Origin of the sequence: Georgenia sunbinii (assembly GCF_036421875.1) — a bacterium.
In the GTDB taxonomy this organism is placed as follows: domain Bacteria; phylum Actinomycetota; class Actinomycetes; order Actinomycetales; family Actinomycetaceae; genus Georgenia_B; species Georgenia_B sunbinii.
This window is the reverse complement of record NZ_JAZGOL010000004.1, coordinates 182,931-202,356: the sequence shown is the minus strand read 5'-3', so window position 1 is coordinate 202,356 and position 19,426 is coordinate 182,931. Positions and strand designations below refer to the sequence as shown.

Annotated in this window: 19 protein-coding genes; 9 read left to right on the top strand and 10 right to left on the bottom strand. The window is 71.4% G+C overall.

Going from position 1 to position 19,426, the window contains the following annotated elements; all coding sequences use genetic code 11:
- Positions 1–10 precede the first annotated feature (10 nt).
- Positions 11–1,030 carry an ABC transporter substrate-binding protein gene (locus V2J52_RS12030; RefSeq protein ID WP_331227958.1) on the top strand — a complete coding sequence of 340 codons (1,020 nt, stop codon included), beginning with the start codon at positions 11–13 and terminating at the stop codon, positions 1,028–1,030.
- A 44-nt stretch (positions 1,031–1,074) separates the two neighbouring features.
- A complete protein-coding gene (locus V2J52_RS12025; protein WP_331227957.1) occupies positions 1,075–2,391 on the top strand; it encodes an APC family permease in 1,317 nt (438 codons plus the stop codon).
- A gap of 15 nt (positions 2,392–2,406) precedes the next feature.
- Here V2J52_RS12025 and V2J52_RS12020 read toward each other — a convergent pair whose 3' ends face one another.
- Genes V2J52_RS12020 through V2J52_RS12000 form a run of 5 tightly spaced genes read right to left on the bottom strand, consistent with a single transcriptional unit; the run spans position 2,407 to position 7,771 of the window.
- On the bottom strand, positions 2,407–4,029 hold the full coding sequence (locus tag V2J52_RS12020; RefSeq protein ID WP_331227956.1) for an NAD-dependent epimerase/dehydratase family protein: 1,623 nt from the start codon (positions 4,027–4,029) through the stop codon (positions 2,407–2,409).
- Positions 4,026–5,249, bottom strand: coding sequence for a zinc-dependent alcohol dehydrogenase (locus tag V2J52_RS12015; protein ID WP_331227955.1), 1,224 nt, complete (start codon positions 5,247–5,249; stop codon positions 4,026–4,028). Before V2J52_RS12015 ends, V2J52_RS12020 begins: the two co-directional genes overlap by 4 nt.
- 7 nt (positions 5,250–5,256) lie before the next feature.
- Entirely contained in the window at positions 5,257–5,694 is a 438-nt protein-coding gene (locus V2J52_RS12010; protein WP_331227954.1) for a CDGSH iron-sulfur domain-containing protein, read from the bottom strand.
- On the bottom strand, positions 5,691–6,779 hold the full coding sequence (locus V2J52_RS12005; protein ID WP_331227953.1) for a glycosyltransferase family 2 protein: 1,089 nt from the start codon (positions 6,777–6,779) through the stop codon (positions 5,691–5,693). Before V2J52_RS12005 ends, V2J52_RS12010 begins: the two co-directional genes overlap by 4 nt.
- Positions 6,728–7,771, bottom strand: coding sequence for an iron-containing redox enzyme family protein (locus tag V2J52_RS12000; RefSeq protein WP_434056423.1), 1,044 nt, complete (start codon positions 7,769–7,771; stop codon positions 6,728–6,730). Before V2J52_RS12000 ends, V2J52_RS12005 begins: the two co-directional genes overlap by 52 nt.
- A 212-nt stretch (positions 7,772–7,983) precedes the next feature.
- On the opposite strand from V2J52_RS12000, the gene V2J52_RS11995 reads away from it, so the two are divergent.
- Complete coding sequence (locus V2J52_RS11995) at positions 7,984–8,685, top strand: YqjF family protein (RefSeq protein ID WP_331227951.1); 702 nt, start codon at positions 7,984–7,986, stop codon at positions 8,683–8,685.
- Here V2J52_RS11995 and V2J52_RS11990 read toward each other — a convergent pair whose 3' ends face one another.
- The 3 genes from V2J52_RS11990 to V2J52_RS11980 are packed head-to-tail and all read right to left on the bottom strand — an operon-like array spanning position 8,686 to position 12,025.
- Entirely contained in the window at positions 8,686–9,678 is a 993-nt protein-coding gene (locus V2J52_RS11990; protein WP_331227950.1) for a carbohydrate ABC transporter permease, read from the bottom strand.
- Positions 9,675–10,622: a carbohydrate ABC transporter permease gene (locus V2J52_RS11985; RefSeq protein WP_331227949.1), complete on the bottom strand. Its 948-nt coding sequence runs from the start codon at positions 10,620–10,622 to the stop codon at positions 9,675–9,677. The genes V2J52_RS11990 and V2J52_RS11985 overlap by 4 nt, the downstream gene beginning before the upstream one ends.
- A 2-nt stretch (positions 10,623–10,624) precedes the next feature.
- Complete coding sequence (locus tag V2J52_RS11980; protein ID WP_331227948.1) at positions 10,625–12,025, bottom strand: ABC transporter substrate-binding protein; 1,401 nt, start codon at positions 12,023–12,025, stop codon at positions 10,625–10,627.
- A gap of 200 nt (positions 12,026–12,225) precedes the next feature.
- On the opposite strand from V2J52_RS11980, the gene V2J52_RS11975 reads away from it, so the two are divergent.
- Both V2J52_RS11975 and V2J52_RS11970 read left to right on the top strand, forming a co-directional pair.
- Entirely contained in the window at positions 12,226–12,735 is a 510-nt protein-coding gene (locus V2J52_RS11975; protein ID WP_331227947.1) for a hypothetical protein, read from the top strand.
- A gap of 9 nt (positions 12,736–12,744) precedes the next feature.
- On the top strand, positions 12,745–13,194 hold the full coding sequence (locus V2J52_RS11970; RefSeq protein ID WP_331227946.1) for a DUF421 domain-containing protein: 450 nt from the start codon (positions 12,745–12,747) through the stop codon (positions 13,192–13,194).
- Between the two features lie 7 nt (positions 13,195–13,201).
- On the opposite strand, the gene V2J52_RS11965 is transcribed toward V2J52_RS11970, so the two are convergent.
- On the bottom strand, positions 13,202–15,448 hold the full coding sequence (locus V2J52_RS11965; RefSeq protein WP_331227945.1) for a catalase: 2,247 nt from the start codon (positions 15,446–15,448) through the stop codon (positions 13,202–13,204).
- A 70-nt stretch (positions 15,449–15,518) separates the two neighbouring features.
- Positions 15,519–16,079: a hypothetical protein gene (locus V2J52_RS11960; RefSeq protein WP_331227944.1), complete on the bottom strand. Its 561-nt coding sequence runs from the start codon at positions 16,077–16,079 to the stop codon at positions 15,519–15,521.
- A gap of 250 nt (positions 16,080–16,329) precedes the next feature.
- Between V2J52_RS11960 and V2J52_RS11955 the strand changes: the two genes are divergently transcribed.
- The 4 genes from V2J52_RS11955 to obgE all read left to right on the top strand — a co-directional run bounded on the left by V2J52_RS11955 (position 16,330) and on the right by obgE (position 19,424).
- Positions 16,330–16,983 carry an NAD(P)H-binding protein gene (locus tag V2J52_RS11955; RefSeq protein ID WP_331227943.1) on the top strand — a complete coding sequence of 218 codons (654 nt, stop codon included), beginning with the start codon at positions 16,330–16,332 and terminating at the stop codon, positions 16,981–16,983.
- Between the two features lie 176 nt (positions 16,984–17,159).
- Positions 17,160–17,480, top strand: coding sequence for a 50S ribosomal protein L21 (gene rplU / locus V2J52_RS11950; RefSeq protein WP_331227941.1), 321 nt, complete (start codon positions 17,160–17,162; stop codon positions 17,478–17,480).
- A gap of 58 nt (positions 17,481–17,538) precedes the next feature.
- Positions 17,539–17,796, top strand: a complete 258-nt coding sequence (gene rpmA / locus V2J52_RS11945) for a 50S ribosomal protein L27 (RefSeq protein ID WP_331227940.1) — start codon at positions 17,539–17,541, stop codon at positions 17,794–17,796.
- 86 nt (positions 17,797–17,882) lie between these two features.
- On the top strand, positions 17,883–19,424 hold the full coding sequence (gene obgE, locus V2J52_RS11940) for a GTPase ObgE (protein ID WP_331227939.1): 1,542 nt from the start codon (positions 17,883–17,885) through the stop codon (positions 19,422–19,424).
- Positions 19,425–19,426 lie beyond the last annotated feature (2 nt).

Sequence of the window (19,426 nt, the reverse complement as noted above, 5' to 3'; positions counted from 1 at the left end):
GGGAGCTCCCGTGCCTCGACGCACACACCTCGCAGCCGTAGCAGCAGCGGCCACCGCCGCGACCCTCACCCTCACCGCCTGCAGCGGTGACCCCGACCCCGCCGACGACGGCGCACCCGAGGCGGGCGGGGACGGCGCCACCGTCGTCGAGCACGCCTTCGGGCAGACCGAGATCCCGGCCGACGTCACTGACGTCGTCACCCTCGGCTGGGGCTCGACCGAGGCCGCGCTCGCGCTCGGCGTCGTGCCGGTCGGCATCGAGGCGCAGACCTACGCGGTCGACGAGAACGGCTTGCTGCCCTGGGTCAACGAGGAGCTCGAGACCCTCGGCGCCGAGCCGGCCATCCTGCCGGCCACCGTCGAGGAACCGGCCTACGAGGAGATCGACGAGCTCGACCCCGACCTCATCCTCGCGCCGTACTCCGGCATCACCGCCGAGCAGTACGAGGTGCTGACCGAGATCGCGCCGACCGTCGTCTTCCCGGAGGAACCGTGGACCACGCCGTGGCGCGAGGTGATCACCATCGTCGGGCAGTCGCTGGGGCTGGCGGCGGAGGCCGACGCGCTCGTCGCCGACCTCGACGCCACGCTCGACGACGCCGCCGCAGCCCACCCGGAGCTCGACGGGCTGACCGTGGCCGCCATCTGGGACGTCGGTGGCACGTTCTACGTCTACAAGCCCGCCGACTCCCGGGTCGACTTCCTGCTCGACCTCGGTCTGGTGAGCGCGCCGGCCGTCGAGGAGCTCGACTCCGGAGGCGAGACCTTCTTGTACTCGCTGTCCTACGAGCAGACCGACCAGCTCGAGGCGGACCTCGTCGTCAACTACGCGAGCACCGAGGAGGAGGTCGAGGCGTTCCTCGCGCAGTCGTACGCGCAGGCGCTCCCCGCGGTCCAGCGCGGCGCGATCGCCAACATCACCGGTGACCAGCTCGTCGCCGCGATGTCCCCGCCCACCGCGCTGTCCCTCACCTGGGGGCTGGCGGACTACACCGAGGCGCTCGGCGAGGCGGCTGCGAACGCGTCGTAACGCTCGGCGTGCGGTCGTGCCGCGCTGCCGCCAGCATGGGGCGCATGCCAACGCAGGCCCCAGCTGACACGTCATCGACCGGCACCCGGCTGCGGCGGGGGATCACCCCGTTCCTGCTGTTCGTCTTCATCCTCGGTGATGTGCTCGGGGCGGGGGTCTACGTCCTCACCGGCGAGCTGGCCGGCGACGCCGGCGGGATCATCTGGGCGCCGATCCTCGTCGCCCTGGTGATGGCGCTGCTGACCGCGGCGTCGTACGCGGAGCTGGTGACCAAGTACCCCAAGGCGGGCGGCGCAGCGATCTTCGCGCAGCGCGCGTTCCGCCGCCCGCTGGTCTCCTTCCTCGTCGGCTTCTCCATGCTGGCCGCCGGCGTCGTCAGCGTCGCCGGGCTGGCGGTCGCCTTCGCCGGTGACTACCTCGGCACGTTCTTCTCGGTCCCGGTCGCGGTGGCCGCGCCGGTGTTCCTCGTCCTCGTCGCGCTGCTCAACGCCCGCGGCATCAAGGAGTCGGTGCGCTCCAACCTCGTCATGACCGTGATCGAGGTCGGCGGGCTCGTGGTCGTGATCGTGCTCGCCGGCATCGCGCTGGGCAGCGGGAAGGGCGACGTCGCCCGGCTCACCGAGCTGCCCCAGGGCGACGGCGTCGTCGGCGCGGTGCTCGCCGCGTCACTGCTGGCCTTCTACAGCTTCGTCGGCTTCGAGACGTCGGCCAACGTCGCCGAGGAGGTCCAGGACGTCTCCCGGGTGTACCCGAAGGCGCTGTTCGGGGCACTGGCGGTGACGGGGCTGGTCTACCTCCTCATCGCGCTGGTCTCCAGCGCCATGGTGCCGGCCGACGAGCTCGCCGAGTCCAGCGGCCCGCTGCTGACCGTCGTCGAGGCCACCGGCGTCGCGATGCCGGCGTGGCTGTTCAGCCTCATCGCGCTCATCGCGGTCGCCAACGGGGCGCTGCTGACCTCCATCATGAGCTCGCGGCTGGTGTACGGGATGGCGGACGAAGGCTTGCTGCCGTCGGTGCTCGCGCGGGTGCTGCCCGGGCGCCGCACGCCGTGGGTGGCGATCGTCGCGACCACCGGACTGTCGATCATCCTCGCGGCGGTCGGGACGCTGGCGATGCTCGCCGAGACGGTGGTGCTCCTGCTGCTCTTCGTGTTCCTCAGCACCAACCTCGCGGTGCTGGTGCTGCGCAAGGACAGGGTGGAGCACGAGCACTTCCGGGCGCCGCGGCTGCTGCCGGTGCTCGCCATCCTCAGCTGCCTGGTCCTGCTGACCCAGCAGACGGCGCAGGTCTGGCTGCTCGCCGCCGGCCTCCTGCTCCTCGGCCTCGTCCTGCACCTCGTCCAGCGCCGCCTGACGACCTGAGCGTGGGAGCCGACCTCAGATGCCTTGGCCCTCGCGGAAGGCGGTGGGGGCGACGAGGGAGTGCAGCTGCTCGAGCGTCGCATTCTGGTCGCGGGCCTGCTCGGCCAGCGCGACGAACAGCTCGCGCGGCAGGCCGAGGTCCGGGGCGAGCTCGACGAGCGTCTCCCAGAGGCCGGCCTTGCCGTTGACCGCGCTGCGCATGAGCTCGATCTCCAGCAGCGGCGTCATCGGAGACCCGCTCGGCCGGTCGTTGGTCTTCAGCCGGCCGGCGTGCTCGGCCAGCCACGCGGTGGCCTGCCGGTAGGGGCGCACCCGCAGCTCGAGGCTCTCGATGAGGTCGTGGACGAAGTCCCGCTCCTCCTTCAGCCCGGTCGCCAGCTGGGCGAGGTCCGGGCCGAGCTCGGTGTCGGCGTACGCCTCGGCCATCCGCTCGGCCCGGGAGGTGCCGGCGGTCGCGCCGGTGAGGTGGTCGGAGAGGTAGAGGCCCAGGATGTCGCGCTCGAGCCGGACGGGGACCCGGTGCGCCGACGAGTCGGCTGCCGGCTGGACGACGCCGCTGGGAGTGGTCGCGCCCGGGGGAGCCTGGTCCTGGGGCCAGTCCTCCCGGGGGCGCATCGGCGCGCTCGCCGCCCCCTCGCCGTCGGCCATCGCGACGAGCAGCTCCCGCAGCGTGTCCGTCGCCTCGTGCTGCGGCTGCCAGCCCAGCTCACGCTGCGCCCGCGTCGTGTCCATGACCGGCACGCTCATCGCCATGTCGAGCCAGCCGGGGTCGGCGGCGACGGCGTGGGCCTGCCAGGCGAGCGACAGCAGCGGCCGCAGCGCCGCGGCGGGCACGGGCACGAACCGGCCGCGACCGAGGACGGCGGCGACGTCGTCACCACGCATGAGCGGCTCGGTGGCGATGTTGAACGCCCCGGTCGCACGCTGCACGATGACCCGCCGGTAGGCGTCGGCGAGGTCGCTGCCGTGGACGACCTGGAACCGCAGGCCGCTCGGCAGCGGCAGGAGCGGCAGCGTGCCGGGTCGCAGCAGCGCCGGCGGCACGGCTGCACCGAGGAACAGCCGCACGATCTCGGCGCCCGCCTCGGCGTCGAAGATCAGCGCGGGCCGCACCCGTGCCACCGCCAGCCCCGACGCCTCGGCGTCGTCGAGCAGCCGTTCCTGGGCCGCCTTGTCCACCGCGTAGTGGGAGGTGGGCACGCCGTGGGTGGACCACGACTCGTCGCGCGGCTCGTCGTCGTCGACGGCCGAGTAGGACCCGACCGAGGACGCGACGACGAGGTGCCCGACCCCTGCGCGCCGGCACGCCTCGATCACCCGGCGGGTGCCGTCGACGTTGGCCCGCCGCAGCAGGTCGCGCTGCCGGTTCGGCTGGATCAGCCACGCGAGGTGGACGACGACGTCGGCACCGGCGATCACCACGGCCAGCCGGTCGATGACGTGGTCGTCACCGAGATCCCCGACGGCCGGTACCGCGAGATCGATCTGCTCCCAGCGGGCGGCGTCGTAGGGCGCCGCGGTGGCGTCCGGCAGCCGCCGGGCGATGCCGACGATGTCGGTCACCTGCTCCTCGTCGCGCAGCACGTGCAGCAGCGCGGTGCCGGCGTTGCCGGACGCACCGACGACGGCGACCCTCATCGAGCGGCCTCGTCCTGGTGCTGCGACGGGAGCGTGGGGTCGAGCACCACCTTGATCGCGCCGTCGTCCTTGCGCTGGAAGATGTCGTAGCCGTGAGGCGCGTCCTCCAGCGACAGCCGGTGGGTGCGCAGGTCGAGCACGCCGAGCGGGTCGGCCTGGTCGCTGACGATCGGGAGCAGCTCGGGCAGCCACCGTTGCACGTTGGCCTGGCCCATCCGCATGGTCACCTGCTTGTCGAACAGGTCGAGCATCGGCATCGGGTCCTGCGCCCCGCCGTAGACCCCGGACAGCGAGATCGTCCCGCCGCGACGGACGAGGTCGATGGCGCTGTGCAGCGCGGCGAGGCGGTCGATGCCGGCGTTGGTGAACAGCGGGCGTGCGACCGCGTCGGGCAGCATGCCGGCGAACGCCTGGACGCCCTTGGCGACCGGCGAGCCGTGCGCCTCCATCCCGACGGCGTCGATCACCGAGTCCGGGCCGCGGCCCTCGGTGAGCTCGCGGACGGCCTCACCGAGGTCGCTGACGTCGCGCAGGTCGAGCGTGGTGACGCCGTGGCGCTGCGCCATCGCCAGCCGCTCGGGGACGAGATCGACGCCGATCACCTGCGACGCGCCGCGGTACCGGGCGATCCTCGCGGACATCTGCCCGATCGGGCCCAGTCCCAGCACGACGACGGACCCGCCTTCGGGAATGTCGGCGTAGTCCACCGCCTGCCACGCGGTGGGCACGACGTCGGAGAGGTAGAGGTAGCGCTCGTCCGGCTCGTCGTCGTGGGGCACGACGACCGGGCCGACGTCGGCGAACGGCACCCGCAGGTACTGCGCCTGGCCGCCGGCCACCTGGCCGTAGAGCTTGGTGTAGCCGAAGAGGGAGGCGCCCTTGCCGTACTCGCGCACCTGCGTGGTCTCGCACTGGGAGTGCAGCCCGCGGGTGCACATCCAGCAGGCGCCGCAGGCGATCCCGAAGGGCACGACGACGCGGTCGCCAGGCTTGAGGTTGGTGACCTCCCGGCCGACCTCCTCGACGATGCCCATCGACTCGTGGCCGAGCACGTCGCCCGGATCGATGAACGGGCCGAGGACGGCGTAGAGGTGCAGGTCGGAGCCGCAGATGGCCGTCGACGTCACTCGGATGATCGCGTCACGCGGATCGCGCAGCTGCGGATCCGGGACGTCCTCCACCGAGACGCTGTTGCGACCCTGCCAGGTCAGCGCGCGCACGGCGGCCTCAGCTCGGAGACTGCGGCTGGGCGGTGGCGTCGTCCTCGCCCTCGGCCTGCGACGGCCGGGGCGGCTTCGACTCGAGCTCCTCCGGATCCGCGTCGGGGTCCTTGGCGGGGTCGTACGGCTTCTCGGACGGCGTCGTTGGCTCGCTCATGACCTCAGAGTTCCACGGTGCCTCGCTGCTTGCATCCGGAGCGGAGGGGTCCCCGGGTGGCGGTGCTCGGACCCACGCCTCGGGCTCCTCGGTGCAGAAGCCGGTGATCCGGTGGGTCCCGTCGCAGAACGGCTTGATCGTCGAGGCGCCGCACCGGCACAGCGCGACGGTGCGCCGCCGGCGGGGGACCGGCTCGCCGTCGGCGGAGAGGATCGTGACGTCGCCGCGGACGATGAGCGGCCCGTTGGGGTACGCAGTGATGGTCGGCTTGTCGCTGTTGTCGGTCACGCGGGCCTCCTGGCCGTCGTGGGTGTGGTCACCGGGCTCGTCGCCGCCCGCGCTGTATCCGGCCCGACCGGTCGCCGCGCTGCCGCTCGGCGCTGCAAGATCCGCAGCGGGGTGGCCGCGTGCACCAGCCGGCCGCCGGCATACGGCACGCCGCCGCGGAACCGGTATCCCAGCGCGAGCCAGCTGCACACGCCGCGCTCGGCGAGCCACAGCGGCGCCCACAGCGGGGTGTCGGGCGGGTAGGCCTGCCGGCCGCCGTGGCGCAGCCGGCCGACGACGGCGACGGCGACGGCCACACCTGCGGCCACTACCAGCAGGTCCGGGCGCCGCCGCACCAGGAGGGCAACTACCAGCGGCGCGATGGCCAGCTCTCGCAGCAGCCGGCCCGGCTCGGCGAAGTCGTCGTAGGCCTGCCGGACGCGCTGCGACACGAAGTGCCGCACGGCGGGCGGCCGGCGGGCCACGAACACGTCAGCCGCGTGGTCGACACGGCCACCGGCAGCGGTGACCGTCCGGATGAGCTCGAGGTTCTCGAACAGCACGTCACCGTCGTAGCCGCCGGCGGCCAGCACCACCGAGCGGCGGACGGCGGTGGTTCCCGAGTAGTCCGGCCCTGTCGCCCGGTTGACGAGCGACCTCGCGGTGTCCCACCGGGCGTGCCACGGCCAGTCGCTGAACACGTTCTGCGGGTGGACAAGGTCGGCGCCGTCGAGGCGGGCGAGGACGGCGGTGAGGTTCTCGCGGTCGTACCGCACGTCGTCGTCGGCGATGACGACGTGCTCGTGGCGGGCGGTCTGCAGCCCGGTCATCACCCCGGCGACCTTGCCGTTCGCGCCCCGGCGCGGCCGAGGTCGCAGGTGCCGCACGAGATCACCCCACTCCCGCTCGTGCTCGGCGAACACCGGCGCGGGCGACCCGTCGACCACGGTGACGTCCAGCCAGCCGGCCAGCCGGCGCAGGTAGCCGGTGAGGTCGGGCAGGCCCCGGTCGTCCAGCCAGCGCAGCGGCAGGACGTACTCGGCCCGCTGTCTCATCACCGTGCTGCCGGCAGGGGCCGCCGCAGCGAGGAACGGTCGGCGTGCCACGCACCGAGGATGTGGTCGCCGACCCAGTCGTCCATCGCGAGGCAGGCGGCGGCGCCGAACATGAGGTCGGGCAACAGCTCGGGCTCGTCCTCGGCCAGCGCGCCGGCAAGGTCGTGGCCGGCGATCTGCTCGTGCACCGCGTCAGCCTCGACGTGCTCGTCGAAGTACCACGTGACATCGGGGCCGAAGCCGTGGCGGCGGAACCCGTCGCCGTAGAAGCGGTTGGGGATCGACGACGTCATCTCGAACGCCGCGAGGTGCCCGACGATCGCGCCCCGCATCCGGCGGTTGAGGCCGAACATCGACATCGCGTTGTGCGAGGCCAGGGTCAGCGCCGGGACGTTGTCGACGTAGTCCCCGTACCGGTCGCTCAGGCCCAGGCCGCGCACCGTCTGCGCGAAGATCACCGCGTGCATCCGGTCGTGGTCGCCACCGCCGTACTCGTCGGCCTGGATCTCCACGAGTGCGGCCTTCGCCCGGCCGGTGAGCCGCGGGATCGCCCACGAGTGCGGGTCCGCCTCCCGCAGCGTGTAGATGGTGCGGTGCACGAGGAGCTCACGCAGCTGGTCCAGCGTGGCCCGCTTGGCCACGTACCTCGCCAGGCTCGGCCCGCCCGACGGCGTGGTGAGGCTGAAGAGTGCCGCGGCGACGTCGGCGGACCGGGTCGGCGGCAGCGGCGGCACCGCGACCCGCTCACGCAGCGCGGTCTCGAACGACTCCTCCAGCGTGGTGCGCAGCCGGATGAGATCGGGGGACCACTCCCACCGGGCACCGACCTGGCCGAGCGAGCCGTAAGCGAGGCAGTAGAGCGTGAAGAGGGCGAGCTGCACGTCGTCGTCCCGGACGATGTCGGTGACCTCGAGCAGCACGCGGTGGGCGAGGTCGGTGAGACCGGTGGCCGCCGCGTCGTCGCCGGTGAGCACGGCGAGCAGCTGGCCGCTCAGCTCGCCGCGGGCCGAGAACGGGTACTGCTCGTCGAGCTCACTCGTCATCAACGGAACACCGGCCGCCGGTGCCGCGAGGGTGCGCCTGTCCATCTCGTGCTCCGCTCGTGCGCTGCCCAGGTGACCCCTGGATCTGGCCTGAGATTGTCACGGCGCCCGTCGCCGTGCATCTCGAGCCTCCGGCGCGGGTGCGGGCACCGAGGCACGCCCGTAACGTTGGCAGGGCGGGCACGAGAGCCCCGGGGAGGCGGCGGACGATGGTGAGCCGGGTCCCCGAGCACCGGGTGCGGGTGGCGGTCAACGCCCAGCACTGGCAGTCGCTGAGCTTTCTCCACTGGCCGGTGGCGCCGGCGATGATGCAGCGCCGGCTCCCGGCAGGGCTGGAGCTCGACACCTTCGACGGCGCGGCCTGGGTCGGGGTGACGCCGTTCCTCATGCGGTACCTCGGCACGCCCACGGTGCCGGTTGCGCTGGTGCCACGGTTCGTCGAGGTCAACGTCCGGACCTATGTGCGCGGCCCCGACGGCCGCGACGGCGTGTGGTTCTTCTCGCTGGAGTGCTCCCGGCTCCCCGTGGTGGCCGGCCTGCGTCTGCTGGGCCTGCCCTACATGTACTCGCGCACCGCGTTGGGACGCCGGGGCAGCACCACGAGGTACGCCTCGCGCCGGCGGTGCGGCGGTGGGCGGCTCGCGGCCGAGGTTCGGGTGGGGGACCCGCTCACCGGTCCGGACGCGCTCACCACCTTCCTCACCGGCCGGTGGAACGCCTACAGCTACGCCTGGGGCCAGCTGTGGCGGACACCGATCGAGCACGAGCCGTGGCCGCTGCACCACGCGCGGGCGAGCGTTGAGCCCACCGGCCTGCTGCTGGCCGACTCGCTGCCGCCGCTCGCCGCCGAACCGACGGCGCACTTCGCCCCGATGGTGCGCGTCCGCATCGGCGCGCCGCGCCGCAGCAGCTGATCAGTTCTTGGCGCCGGTGGTCGCGATCCCCTCGACGAAGTGGCGCTGGGCGAGGAAAAACAGCACGATCATCGGGATCGTCGTGATGACGCTCGCGGTGATGACCACCTCCCAGTTCCAGTTCCCGCCGAAGCCGAACTGGTCGAGCAGCGCCTTGAGCCCGCGCGGCACCGTGAAGGTGCTCGAGTCCCGCAGGTAGATGAGCGCCGCCATGAGGTTGGTCCACGACGCCTGGAACTCGAAGATCAGCGTGACGATGATCGCCGGTTTGCACAGCGGGACCGCGATCCGGCTGAAGATCTTCCAGTTGTTCGCGCCGTCGATGCGGGCCGCCTCGAACAGGCTGCGTGGCAGCCCGAGGAAGAACTGCCGCAGCAGGAAGATGTAGAACGCGCTGCCGAACATGTTCGCCGCCCACAGCGGTGTCAGCGTGCCCACCTGCCCCAGCGCGTTCCAGATGAGGAAGACCGGCACCATGGTCACCGCGCCGGGCAGCATCATGGTGGCCAGCACGACGCCGAACAGCGCGCTGCGGCCCCGGAACTGGAAGTAGGAGAAGCCCCACGCGACCATCGCGCTGGAGATGGCGACCGTCGTCGCGGCCAGCACCGTGACGATGACGGTGTTGAGGATCCACACCGCCAACGGGGCCTGCTGCCAGACCGTGACGTAGTTGTCCCAGGTGAAGGTCTCGGGGATGAGCTTGTTGTCGAACACCTCGCCGCGCGGCTTGAACGAGGCGCTCACCAGCCACACGAACGGGTAGACGAACACCAGGCTGAACACCAGCAGCGCGGCGGCGATGAGCAGCTTGACGTACAGCGGCTTCTTCGACCGGTCCGGGCGCAGCGATGGCGGCGGCGACGCGGGCGACGGCGCGCCGTTGCCGCCGTCGGGTTCCTCAGGTCCCACGGGTCCGTCGGGCCGCAGGTCGCCGGTGAGCGCACGGCTGGCGACCTCCCGGCGCGGACCGGTCCCGGCCGCCGTCGTCATTTCGGGTCCCCCTCGTAGTAGACGAGCCGTCTGCTGACGAGGAACTGGATGCCGGTGATCACCATGATGATGACGAACAGCAGCCATGCCATCGCCGAGGCGTAGCCCATGTTGAGGTACTCGAAGGCCTGCTGGAACAGGTAGATCGCGTAGAACAGCGCCGACTCGTTGCTGTACGTGCCCGCGCCCCAGTACGCGGTGTAGGCCTCGGTGAAGGTCTGGAAACCGGCGATGGTGTTGACGACGACGAGGAAGAAGATCGTGCCGCTGATCATCGGCACGGTGATCTTGACGGTCCGGTGCCACATGTTCGCGCCGTCGACGCGGGCGGCGTCGTACAGCTCGGTGGGCACGTTGCGCAGCGCGGCGAGCAGGATGATGACGGTCGAGCCGACCGACCACAGCGACATCGCGATGAGGCCCGGCTTGATCCACGTGGGGTCGGTCGTCCAGTTGGGGCCGTCGATGCCGAACCAGCCGAGGACCGCGTTCACCAGGCCGTCCTGACCGTTGAACAGCAGCAGCAGCATGATGCCGACGGCCACCGGCGGCGTCATGTTCGGCAGGTAGAACACCGTGCGGAAGAAGCCGGCGGACCGGCCCGCCTCGTTGAGCAGCATCGCCAGCGACAGCGAGAAGATGATCTGCAGCGGCACCAGGATGACCGTGTAGTACACCGTGTTCGCCAGCGAGAGTGCGATCTTCGGGTCCGCCAGCAGCTGGCGGTAGTTGTCCAGGCCGATGAACTCCGGGGCGTTGATGACGTCGTAGTCCGTCAGCGACAGGTAGCCGCTGTAGAGGATCGGCCACACGGTGAACACGGTGGCGCCGATGATCCACGGACTGATGAACAGCAGCGCGGACCGCAGGTTGCGGCGCTGGCGCCGACGCAGCGCGGGACGCAGCGGCACACCCGCGTCGCGCGTGGTGAGGCCGGCCGCCACGGCTAGTCCTCGTCCCAGTCCGCCCAGGCCGCGTCGAGCGCCTGCTGCGCCTCGTCCTGGGCCCGGTCGAGCGCCGCCTGCGGCTCCTCCTGGCCGTTGAGCACCCGGTTGACGGCGTCGGTCCACGCGGTGTCGAACTCGTTGTCGGCCGCGCTGGCCGGGTAGCTGAAGGCGGCGTCGTTGGCGGTGTACATCGCCTCGATCGCCGAGTCCCACATCCCGTCACCGGTGGTGGGGACGAGCTCACGGATCTGCTCGTCGGCGACCTCGTTGCCGGTGAGGATGCCGGTGAACGTGCCGCCCTCGCTCTCGCGCAGCTCGATGCGGTTCTCCGCCGCCACCAGCCACGTGCTCACCTCGGTCATCGCCCGGGCGAACCGGCAGGCGGCCTCCGGGTTGCCCGAGCCCGCGGTGATCGCCCAGGCGTTGCCGCCGCCGAAGGCCATCGGCTCACCGCTCGTGTCGCGCAGCGCGTCGAAGGCCATCGACACGTCCGGCGAGACGTCGTTGAGGACGTTGAGGTACCACTGCTCCATCGGCATCGCGCCCAGGGTGTCGGTGACGAACTGGTTCTCCGCGCCGAAGAAGTCGGCGGAGTCACGCAGCGCCTTGACGGTGCCGAAGCCGCCCTGGGCGTCGTAGATCTGCAGCGCCCACTCCAGCGCCTCGACGACGGCGGGGTCGTTGATCTGCGCGGTGCGCCCGTCCTCGGAGATGAGGTCCGTGCCGTTGGCGTGCGCCCACAGCGGGAGGAACTCCGGCAGCTTGGAGTCGTAGCCGATGACCCGCAGGCTGCCGCCGTCGGTCACCGTCATCGCCTCGTTGGCAGCGGTGATGGCCGCCCAGTCGGATCCGTTGACGTCCTCGATGGAGAGGCCGGCGCCGTCGAGCAGGTCGGCGTTGGCCATCGTCAGCTGGATGGAGTTGAACTCCGGGATGCCGTACACCTCGTCGGCGAAGGTCACCTGGCCCAGCGCGGCGTCGCGGTAGTCGTCGATCGCGATGCCCTCGCCCTCGATGCACTGGGTGAGCGGGATGATGGCCCCGCGGGAGGCGAAGGTCCCGATCTGGTCCCGGTCGGTGATGATGAGGTCCGGCGGGTTCCCCGAGGCCACCGCGGTGAGGAACTGCTGGATGTCCAGTGCGCCCTCGACGAGGTTGATCGTCACGCCGTCGCCCAGCGCCTCCTCGGCCACCTCGTAGCGTGAGGTCGCGACGTCGTCGCCGAGGCCGAAGCCCATGATCTCCAGCTCACCGGACAGCTCGGCCGACGAGTCGAAGCTGCCGCCGCCGTCGCTGGTCTCCTCCCCGTCGCCGGTACCCCCGGTGCCCTGCGCGCAGGCGGCGACGGCGAGCAGCCCGGTGGCCGTGACTGCGACGAGGCGTGTGGTGCGAGCCCTCATAGCGATCTCCTTCGATCAGGGCCCACCGGCGGGGGAGAGGTCGTCCGGCGCCAGCGGGCCAGCCCATGCTCGTGAGAGTAGGACCACTTCTCGGTTTGCGCGCGGGGAACCGCTTCTGCCGTTTCTCGCGGGATCCCGAGGCACGCGGGCGCTCCGAACGTCGAGGGGCGGGTCCCGACGGGCTCTGGTAGACATCGAGCATGACGTCGATGCTGGAGAACGTCCGCGGCGCCGACGCCGAGCCGCGCAGCGTGGTGGGGCGCCGGATCAGCATGGCCGTCCTCCTCGCAGTGCTCCTCGCCGGGCTGCTCGGGCTGCTGGGGGACCGCGACGTCACCCGCACGGCCGAGGCGGACGGCTACACCCTGTCGCTGACCTACCCGCAGACCGCCCGCACCGGCCTCGACCGGCCGTGGCAGCTGGAGATCACCAGCGAGAACGGCTTCGACGACGAGATCACGCTGGCGGTCACCGCCGACTACTTCGATATCTACGAGCACCAGGGCATCGACCCGGAGCTCGCCGACGCCACGCGCGACGGCATCTACCTGTACTGGACGTTCACCGCCCCCGAGGGCGACACCTTCCGGGTGTCCCTGGACCAGTACATCCAGCCGGCCTCGCAGGTCGGGGACTCCGGTGTCGTCGCACTCATGGTCGACGGCGAGCGGGTCGCCCCGATCGAGTTCAGCACCTTCATCTTCCCCTAGGAGACGCCCATGGAGATCGTGCTTCGCGCCGTCGTCATCTTCTTCTTCCTGTGGGCGGTCACCCGGATCGCCGGGCGATCCACCCTCGGGGAGATGAGCACCTTCGAGCTCATCCTGTTCGTCACCATGGGTGACCTCGTCCAGCAGGCGGTGACGCAGCAGGACTACTCCATCACCGGGGCGGTCCTCGCGGTGGGCACCTTCACCGCGCTCACCGTGACGCTCTCGTGGGTGAACAGCCGGTGGAAGAAGACCCACCGCGTCCTCCACGGCACCCCGGTCGTCGTCTTCGCGAACGGTGAGCCCAAGCTCGACGTCATGCGCCGCGAGCGGCTCTCGATGGACGACTTCGTCTCGGCAGCCCGCCAGGACGGCATCGAGACCTTCGGTGAGATCAAGGTCGCGGTGCTCGAGGCGAACGGTCAGATGTCCTTCATGACCACGGAGAAGTCCGCGTAGAACCCACTTACACTGGGAACCGGTCCCACACGCGGTGCGCCGCCAGCAGCTGCTGGACCTGCTCGAGCGCGTCCGTGGCGGAGCTGGCGGTCACCACACCGGCCCCGGCCACGCCGGCCTGGCGCAGCGCGGCGACACCGTCGCCCCAGGCGCCGATCGGCTTGGCATGACGGAAGGCCTCGGCGAGCAGCATCGTCACGCGGGGGTCGACGGCGGCGTCGGTCGCGGTACCGGCGCCGCTACCGACCACCTTGGCGTCGGACGCCGGCGTGACGGACGGTGAGGGGGCCGGGGAACCGGCCACGAGCACGGCGTCGTACTCGACGGACCGCGCGGTGAGCAGCGACCGCTGGACCGGGAACGGGTCGCCGGACGCCCGGCCGAGCATCCCGCCGTGCGGCGCGATGACCAGCGGCGTCATCCCGGCAGCGTCGACGGCGCTGCGCAGCTGCCGGACGCCGTCGAGGTCGGAGTCGTCGTCGGCGATGATCCCGATCCGCCGGCCGTCGGTCGGCCAGGTCCGGCCCAGCTGGGACAGGGCCGGGCTGAGCGTGACGTCGGCGAGCGGGACGGTCGGCTCGGGCACCGGCAGCCCGAGCCCCTCGGCGACGCGCCGGCACAGCTCGGCGTCGATGTTGGCCAGCGCCATCAGCTGGCGCTCCTTGACCGCCTGCTCGTAGCACTTGGCCAGCTCGAAGGTGTAGGCGCCGATGACCTGCTCGCGCTCCACCGGCGTCACGCTGCGCCAGAACATCCGGGACTGGCTGAAGTGGTCGGCGAAGGACGCCGGGGAGCGACGTTCCTTGACGCCCTGCACCGCCTGCGGCACCTCGACGTAGCCGCCGCCCTCTGCGCCGATCGTGAAGGGGCAGCCGCCGTCGATGCTGTTCGGCTTGTAGGGGGCGTTGCCGGCATGGACCGCGTGCTGGTGGTAGCCGTCGCGGAACATGTCGTTGACCGGCACGTGCGGGCGGTTGACCGGGATCTGGGAGAAGTTGGGACCGCCGAGCCGGATGAGCTGGGTGTCGAGGTAGGAGAACAGCCGGCCCTGCAGCAGCGGGTCGTTGCTGACGTCGATGCCGGGCACGAGGTGGCCGGGATGGAAGGCCACCTGCTCGACCTCCGCGAAGAAGTTGGTGGGGGCGGCGTCGAGGGTGAGGAGCCCGATCGGCTGCACCGGTGCCAGCTCCTCCGGGACGATCTTGGTCGGGTCCAGCAGGTCGATGCCCTCGAAGGTCTCGTCCTCGGTGTCCGGGAAGGTCTGGATGCCCAGCTCGTACTCGGGGAAGGCGCCCGCCTCGATCGCGTCGTACAGGTCCCGTCGGTGGAAGTCCGGGTCGGCGCCGTTGATCAGCTGGGCCTCCTCCCAGACCAGCGAGTGCGCGCCGAGCCTGGGCTTCCAGTGGAACTTCACCAGGGTGGTGGCGCCGTTGGCGTCGGCCAGCCGGAAGGTGTGGATGCCGAAGCCCTCCATCGTCCGGAAGCTGTAGGGGATGCCGCGGCCGGACATCTGCCACATCACGTGGTGCTGCGCCTCGGTGTGCAGCGAGACGAAGTCCCAGAACGTGTCGTGCGCGCTCTGCGCCTGCGGGATCTCCCTGGCCGGCTCGGGCTTGACCGAGTGGACGACGTCGGGGAACTTGATGGCGTCCTGGATGAAGAACACCGGGATGTTGTTGCCCACGAGGTCGAAGTTGCCCTCGGAGGTGTAGAACTTCACTGCGAACCCGTGGGTGTCGCGCACCGCGTCCGCCGAGCCGCGGAAGCCGGCAACCGTGGAGAAGCGCACGAAGACCGGTGTCTCGACGGCGTCGGCGAGGAACGCGGCCCGGGTCACCTTGGCGGCGCTGCCGTAGGAGCGGAACGTGCCGTGCGCGCCGGTGCCGCGGGCGTGGACCACCCGCTCGGGGATGCGCTCGTGGTCGAAGTGCATGATCTTCTCGCGCAGGTGGTGGTCCTGCAGCAGCACCGGGCCGCGGGGCCCGGCCTTGAGCGAGTGGTCGGTGTCGGGCAGCCGCAAGCCCTGGGCGGTGGTGAGGTAGGCGCCCGCCTGCGCGCGGGCGTCGGGGGCCCCGGGGTCGTCCTTGCCGGTGGGGGAGCTGGGCCGTGGCGCTCGCTGGTCAGGTTTCGCCGGCAGCGGCTCACGCGGCTCGGTGGGTTCCTCGACGGTCGGCGGCGCGCTGCCCGGAGCGCCCGGCACCGTGATGTCGTCATCGCGTAGCTTGCCTGCCTCTGGACTGTCGTCGGTGGCCATGGTGTGAGGCTAGTCACCGTCGCGGGCGGTGGCATCTGGGGGCGTCGAGCCGTCGCTGCCCGCCGGGCGGCTACTGCTCGCGCTCGCCCTCCGCGACGGCCTTCTCGAGGTCTGCGTCGGACAGGATCCGCTCATCGGGGTCGGCGGCGTCGTCGTCCGCCGGCACCCGCAGCTGGTCCATGTACGGCGTCGGCTTCCCGCGCCGGTAGTCGAGGAACTCCTGGCCGTAGTAGCGGCGCGCGTCCTCGACGCTGCGCACGCCGGTGACGATGTCGTGCATGAGGTTGAGCGCCAGGTTGTTCGCCTCCTCGTCGTGGCAGCGGGCAGACACCTCGCCCTGGGTCCGGTCGACGACGACGCTGCCGTCGAACTGCGCGAGGGCGCCGACCTTCTCCGGCGGCACCCGGTAGCGGATGACCGACTGCACCGAGTCGTTGTGCGGCGCGGGGAAGGAGTGGGGGTCGAAACTCTTGGCGGCGACCATCCTGGCCCAGGGGCCGGGGCTGGCCCACAGGAGGTAGGACGCCGTGGTCTCCTGCGGCTCGCCGTACTTGTCGAGGACCAGTTGGGCCGCCTGCCGGGACTCCTCGGGCCAGTCGGCGATGATGTCGGACGCTCGTCGGGTGCTCATGGCAACTCCCTGGGGGCAGCGGGGGCATCAGCCGCCACGCACGCCCCGTCCCTGCCGCGGCAGCCGTCCCACTGTGCGTCCACCCGTACCGGCCCGCAACCGGATCGCCGGCCACGCAGACCGCGGGCGGCTACCGCTGCCAGATGGCCGCGGTGCTGGGAGGATGGGTGGGGGCTTGCGCCGGTGGACCCGGCCCGCCCGGCCGTCGGGGAAGAACCGACCGGCGGCCGCCAGCAACGCGAGGAGCATCATGAAGGTCGTCATCGCCGGCGGGCACGGACAGATCGCCCAGCACATCGAACGCCAGCTCGCCGCGCGCGGGGACGAGGCGGTGGGGCTCGTCCGCAACCCCGCCCATGTTGCCGACCTCGAGGCGCTGGGCGCCACCGCGGTCGTGCTCGACCTCGAGTCGGCTTCCGTGGCGGATCTCGCCGCCCACCTGACCGACGCCGACGCCGTGGTGTTCGCCGCCGGCGCCGGACCGGGCAGCGGCGCGGCACGCAAGGACACCGTCGACCGTGGCGCGGCTGCGCTGCTCGCCGATGCCGCTGAGGCTGCCGGTGTCGCACGGTACGTGATGATCTCGGCGATCGGTGCCGCCACCGGCGGGCAGGGCCGGGACGACGTCTTCGGCGTCTACCTCGATGCGAAGAAGGCAGCGGACGACGACCTCATGTCCCGTGACCTCGGCTGGACCGTGCTGCGCCCCGGCGGGCTCACCGACGACGGACCCACCGGCCAGGTGACGCTCTCGGCCGACGTGGCGACCGGGAGCATCCCGCGCGAGGACGTCGCCGCGGTCGTCGTCGCGGTCCTCGACGAGCCGGGTACCGCCAGGACGGTGGCCAACCTGGTCAGCGGCCCCACCCCGGTCGCCGGCGCGGTGGCCGACCTGGCCCGCTGACGAGCCGCACGAATGTGCGGCAAGACACACCACCCACCGGGGTCGGGACATTTGCTCGGCGGGGCACGAGCACGTAACCTAGAGCGTCGGTGCGCTCCCGGGCGCGCCCCCTTGTGTGTCTGGCGCGCAGCGTGATCCTCCAGGGTCCGGCAGCGACAGGTTTCGAATCGACAGAGATGAGCAGCAACGTGGTGTACGCGATCGTCAAGGCCGGCGGCCGGCAGGAGAAGGTGTCCGTCGGCGACGTCGTCGTCATGGACAGGGTCAAGGGTGAGGTCGGCGCGTCCGTCAACCTCACTCCGCTCATGCTCGTCGACGGTGACAAGGTCACCACCGGCGCCGATGACCTGGCGAAGGTCACCGTCACCGCTGAGATCGTGCGCCCCGAGAAGGGCAAGAAGATCACGATCATCAAGTACAAGAACAAGACCGGCTACCGCAAGCGCATGGGTCACCGCCAGCAGCTGACCCGCCTCAAGGTCACCGGCATCAACTAGTTCTCGCGGCCCTCGGGCCCGCTCCACATACCTTCGCAGCACAGAAAGCAGGTCCGAGATGGCAACGAAGAAGGGCGCCAGCTCCACCCGGAACGGCCGCGACTCCAACGCGCAGCGCCTCGGCGTCAAGCGTTTCGGTGGTCAGGTCGTCAAGTCCGGCGAGATCATCGTTCGTCAGCGCGGCACCCACTTCCACCCCGGCGACAACGTCGGGCGTGGCAAGGACGACACGCTGTTCGCGCTCGCCGCTGGTGCGGTCGAGTTCGGCACGCGCCGTGGCCGCAAGATGGTCAACATCGTCGCCGCTGAGGCCTGACCGACGCAGCAGAGCACAACCAGCAGGGGTGGACGGCACTGCCGTCCGCCCCTGCTGCCGTATCCGGCAATAGCAGGGAGAAGACCATGACGACCTTCGTTGACCGTGTCGTGCTGTTCGCGTCCGGCGGTAACGGGGGTAACGGGGTCGCCTCCGTGCGCCGGGAGAAGTTCAAGCCGCTCGGCGGCCCGGACGGCGCCAACGGTGGGCACGGCGGCAGCGTCTACCTCGAGGTGGACCAGCAGACCACGACCCTGCTGTCCTACCACCACTCCCCGCACCGCCGCGCCGTCCACGGCACGCAGGGCGCCGGGGACATGCGGATGGGCAAGAACGGCCCGGACCTCGTCCTGCCGGTCCCCGACGGCACCGTGGTCAAGGACCGGGCCGGCGAGATCATCGCCGACCTCACCGGTGCCGGCGCCCGGCTGCTCATCGCCGCCGGTGGCCACGGTGGGCTCGGCAACGCCGCGCTTGCCTCGCCCAAGCGCAAGGCGCCGGGGTTCGCGCTGCTGGGGGAGGAGGGCGAGAGCGTCGAGCTGGTGCTCGAGCTCAAGAGCGTCGCCGACGTCGCGCTCGTCGGCTTCCCCAGCGCCGGCAAGTCCAGCCTCATCGCCGCGATGTCCGCCGCCCGCCCGAAGATCGCCGACTACCCGTTCACGACGCTGGTGCCCAACCTCGGCGTGGTCCAGGCCGGCGACGAACGGTACACCGTCGCCGACGTCCCCGGGCTCATCCCCGGCGCCAGCGAGGGCCGTGGCCTCGGGCTGGACTTTCTGCGTCACATCGAGCGCTGCGAGGTCATCGTCCACGTGCTCGACTGCGCCACGCTCGAGCCCGACCGCGACCCGATCAGCGATCTTGACACCATCGAGAACGAGCTCGCCGTGTATGCCAAGGACCTTGCCGACGTCGGCCGGGTACCGCTCATGGACCGGCCGCGGATGGTCGTCCTCAACAAGATCGACGTGCCCGAGGCCCGCGACCTCGCCGACCTCGTGCGTCCCGAGCTCGAGGCACGTGGCCTGACGGTCCACGAGATCTCCGCGGTGAGCCACGAGGGCCTGCGGCCGTTGAGCTTCGCGCTCGCCGCGCTGGTCCACGAGGGCCGTGCCGCGGCGCCGGTCGCCGACGGGCCGCGTGTCGTGCTGCGCCCCACGCCGGTGGACGAGGCGGGCTTCACGGTCACCGAGCGCCGTCGTCACGAGGGTGTCTTCTACCAGGTGCGTGGCACCAAGCCCGAGCGCTGGGTGCGCCAGACCGACTTCGCCAACGACGAGGCGGTGGGCTACCTCGCCGACCGGCTCGCCACCATCGGCGTCGAGCGCGAGCTGTTCAAGGTCGGCGCCAAGCCGGGCGACGAGGTCGTCATCGGCCCGCTCGAGGGCGGCGTGATCTTCGACTGGGAGCCGACGATGTACACCGGCGCCGAGCTGCTCGGGCCGCGTGGTTCCGACCAGCGGGTTGAGGACGCCGGCTACGCGCCGCGACGGACGAACATCGACCGCCGCCAGCAGCACAAGGAGCGGATGGACGCCAAGACCGAGGCCCGCGAGGAGCTGTGGACCGAGCGTGAGTCCGGGCACTGGGCGACGCCGACGGGCGAGGACGATCCCACGGCACAATGACC

Bases quoted from the DNA above. Each gene is read 5' to 3' on its own strand.
- V2J52_RS12025 (WP_331227957.1), top strand. From the start codon at position 1,075: ATGCCAACGCAGGCCCCAGCTGACACGTCATCGACCGGCACCCGGCTG.
- V2J52_RS12020 (WP_331227956.1), bottom strand. From the start codon at position 4,029: ATGAGGGTCGCCGTCGTCGGTGCGTCCGGCAACGCCGGCACCGCGCTG.
- V2J52_RS12000 (WP_434056423.1), bottom strand. From the start codon at position 7,771: ATGACGAGTGAGCTCGACGAGCAGTACCCGTTCTCGGCCCGCGGCGAG.
- V2J52_RS11990 (WP_331227950.1), bottom strand. From the start codon at position 9,678: ATGACGACGGCGGCCGGGACCGGTCCGCGCCGGGAGGTCGCCAGCCGT.
- V2J52_RS11980 (WP_331227948.1), bottom strand. From the start codon at position 12,025: ATGAGGGCTCGCACCACACGCCTCGTCGCAGTCACGGCCACCGGGCTG.
- V2J52_RS11975 (WP_331227947.1), top strand. From the start codon at position 12,226: ATGACGTCGATGCTGGAGAACGTCCGCGGCGCCGACGCCGAGCCGCGC.
- V2J52_RS11970 (WP_331227946.1), top strand. From the start codon at position 12,745: ATGGAGATCGTGCTTCGCGCCGTCGTCATCTTCTTCTTCCTGTGGGCG.
- V2J52_RS11965 (WP_331227945.1), bottom strand. From the start codon at position 15,448: ATGGCCACCGACGACAGTCCAGAGGCAGGCAAGCTACGCGATGACGAC.
- V2J52_RS11960 (WP_331227944.1), bottom strand. From the start codon at position 16,079: ATGAGCACCCGACGAGCGTCCGACATCATCGCCGACTGGCCCGAGGAG.
- V2J52_RS11955 (WP_331227943.1), top strand. From the start codon at position 16,330: ATGAAGGTCGTCATCGCCGGCGGGCACGGACAGATCGCCCAGCACATC.
- rplU (WP_331227941.1), top strand. From the start codon at position 17,160: ATGAGCAGCAACGTGGTGTACGCGATCGTCAAGGCCGGCGGCCGGCAG.
- rpmA (WP_331227940.1), top strand. From the start codon at position 17,539: ATGGCAACGAAGAAGGGCGCCAGCTCCACCCGGAACGGCCGCGACTCC.
- obgE (WP_331227939.1), top strand. From the start codon at position 17,883: ATGACGACCTTCGTTGACCGTGTCGTGCTGTTCGCGTCCGGCGGTAAC.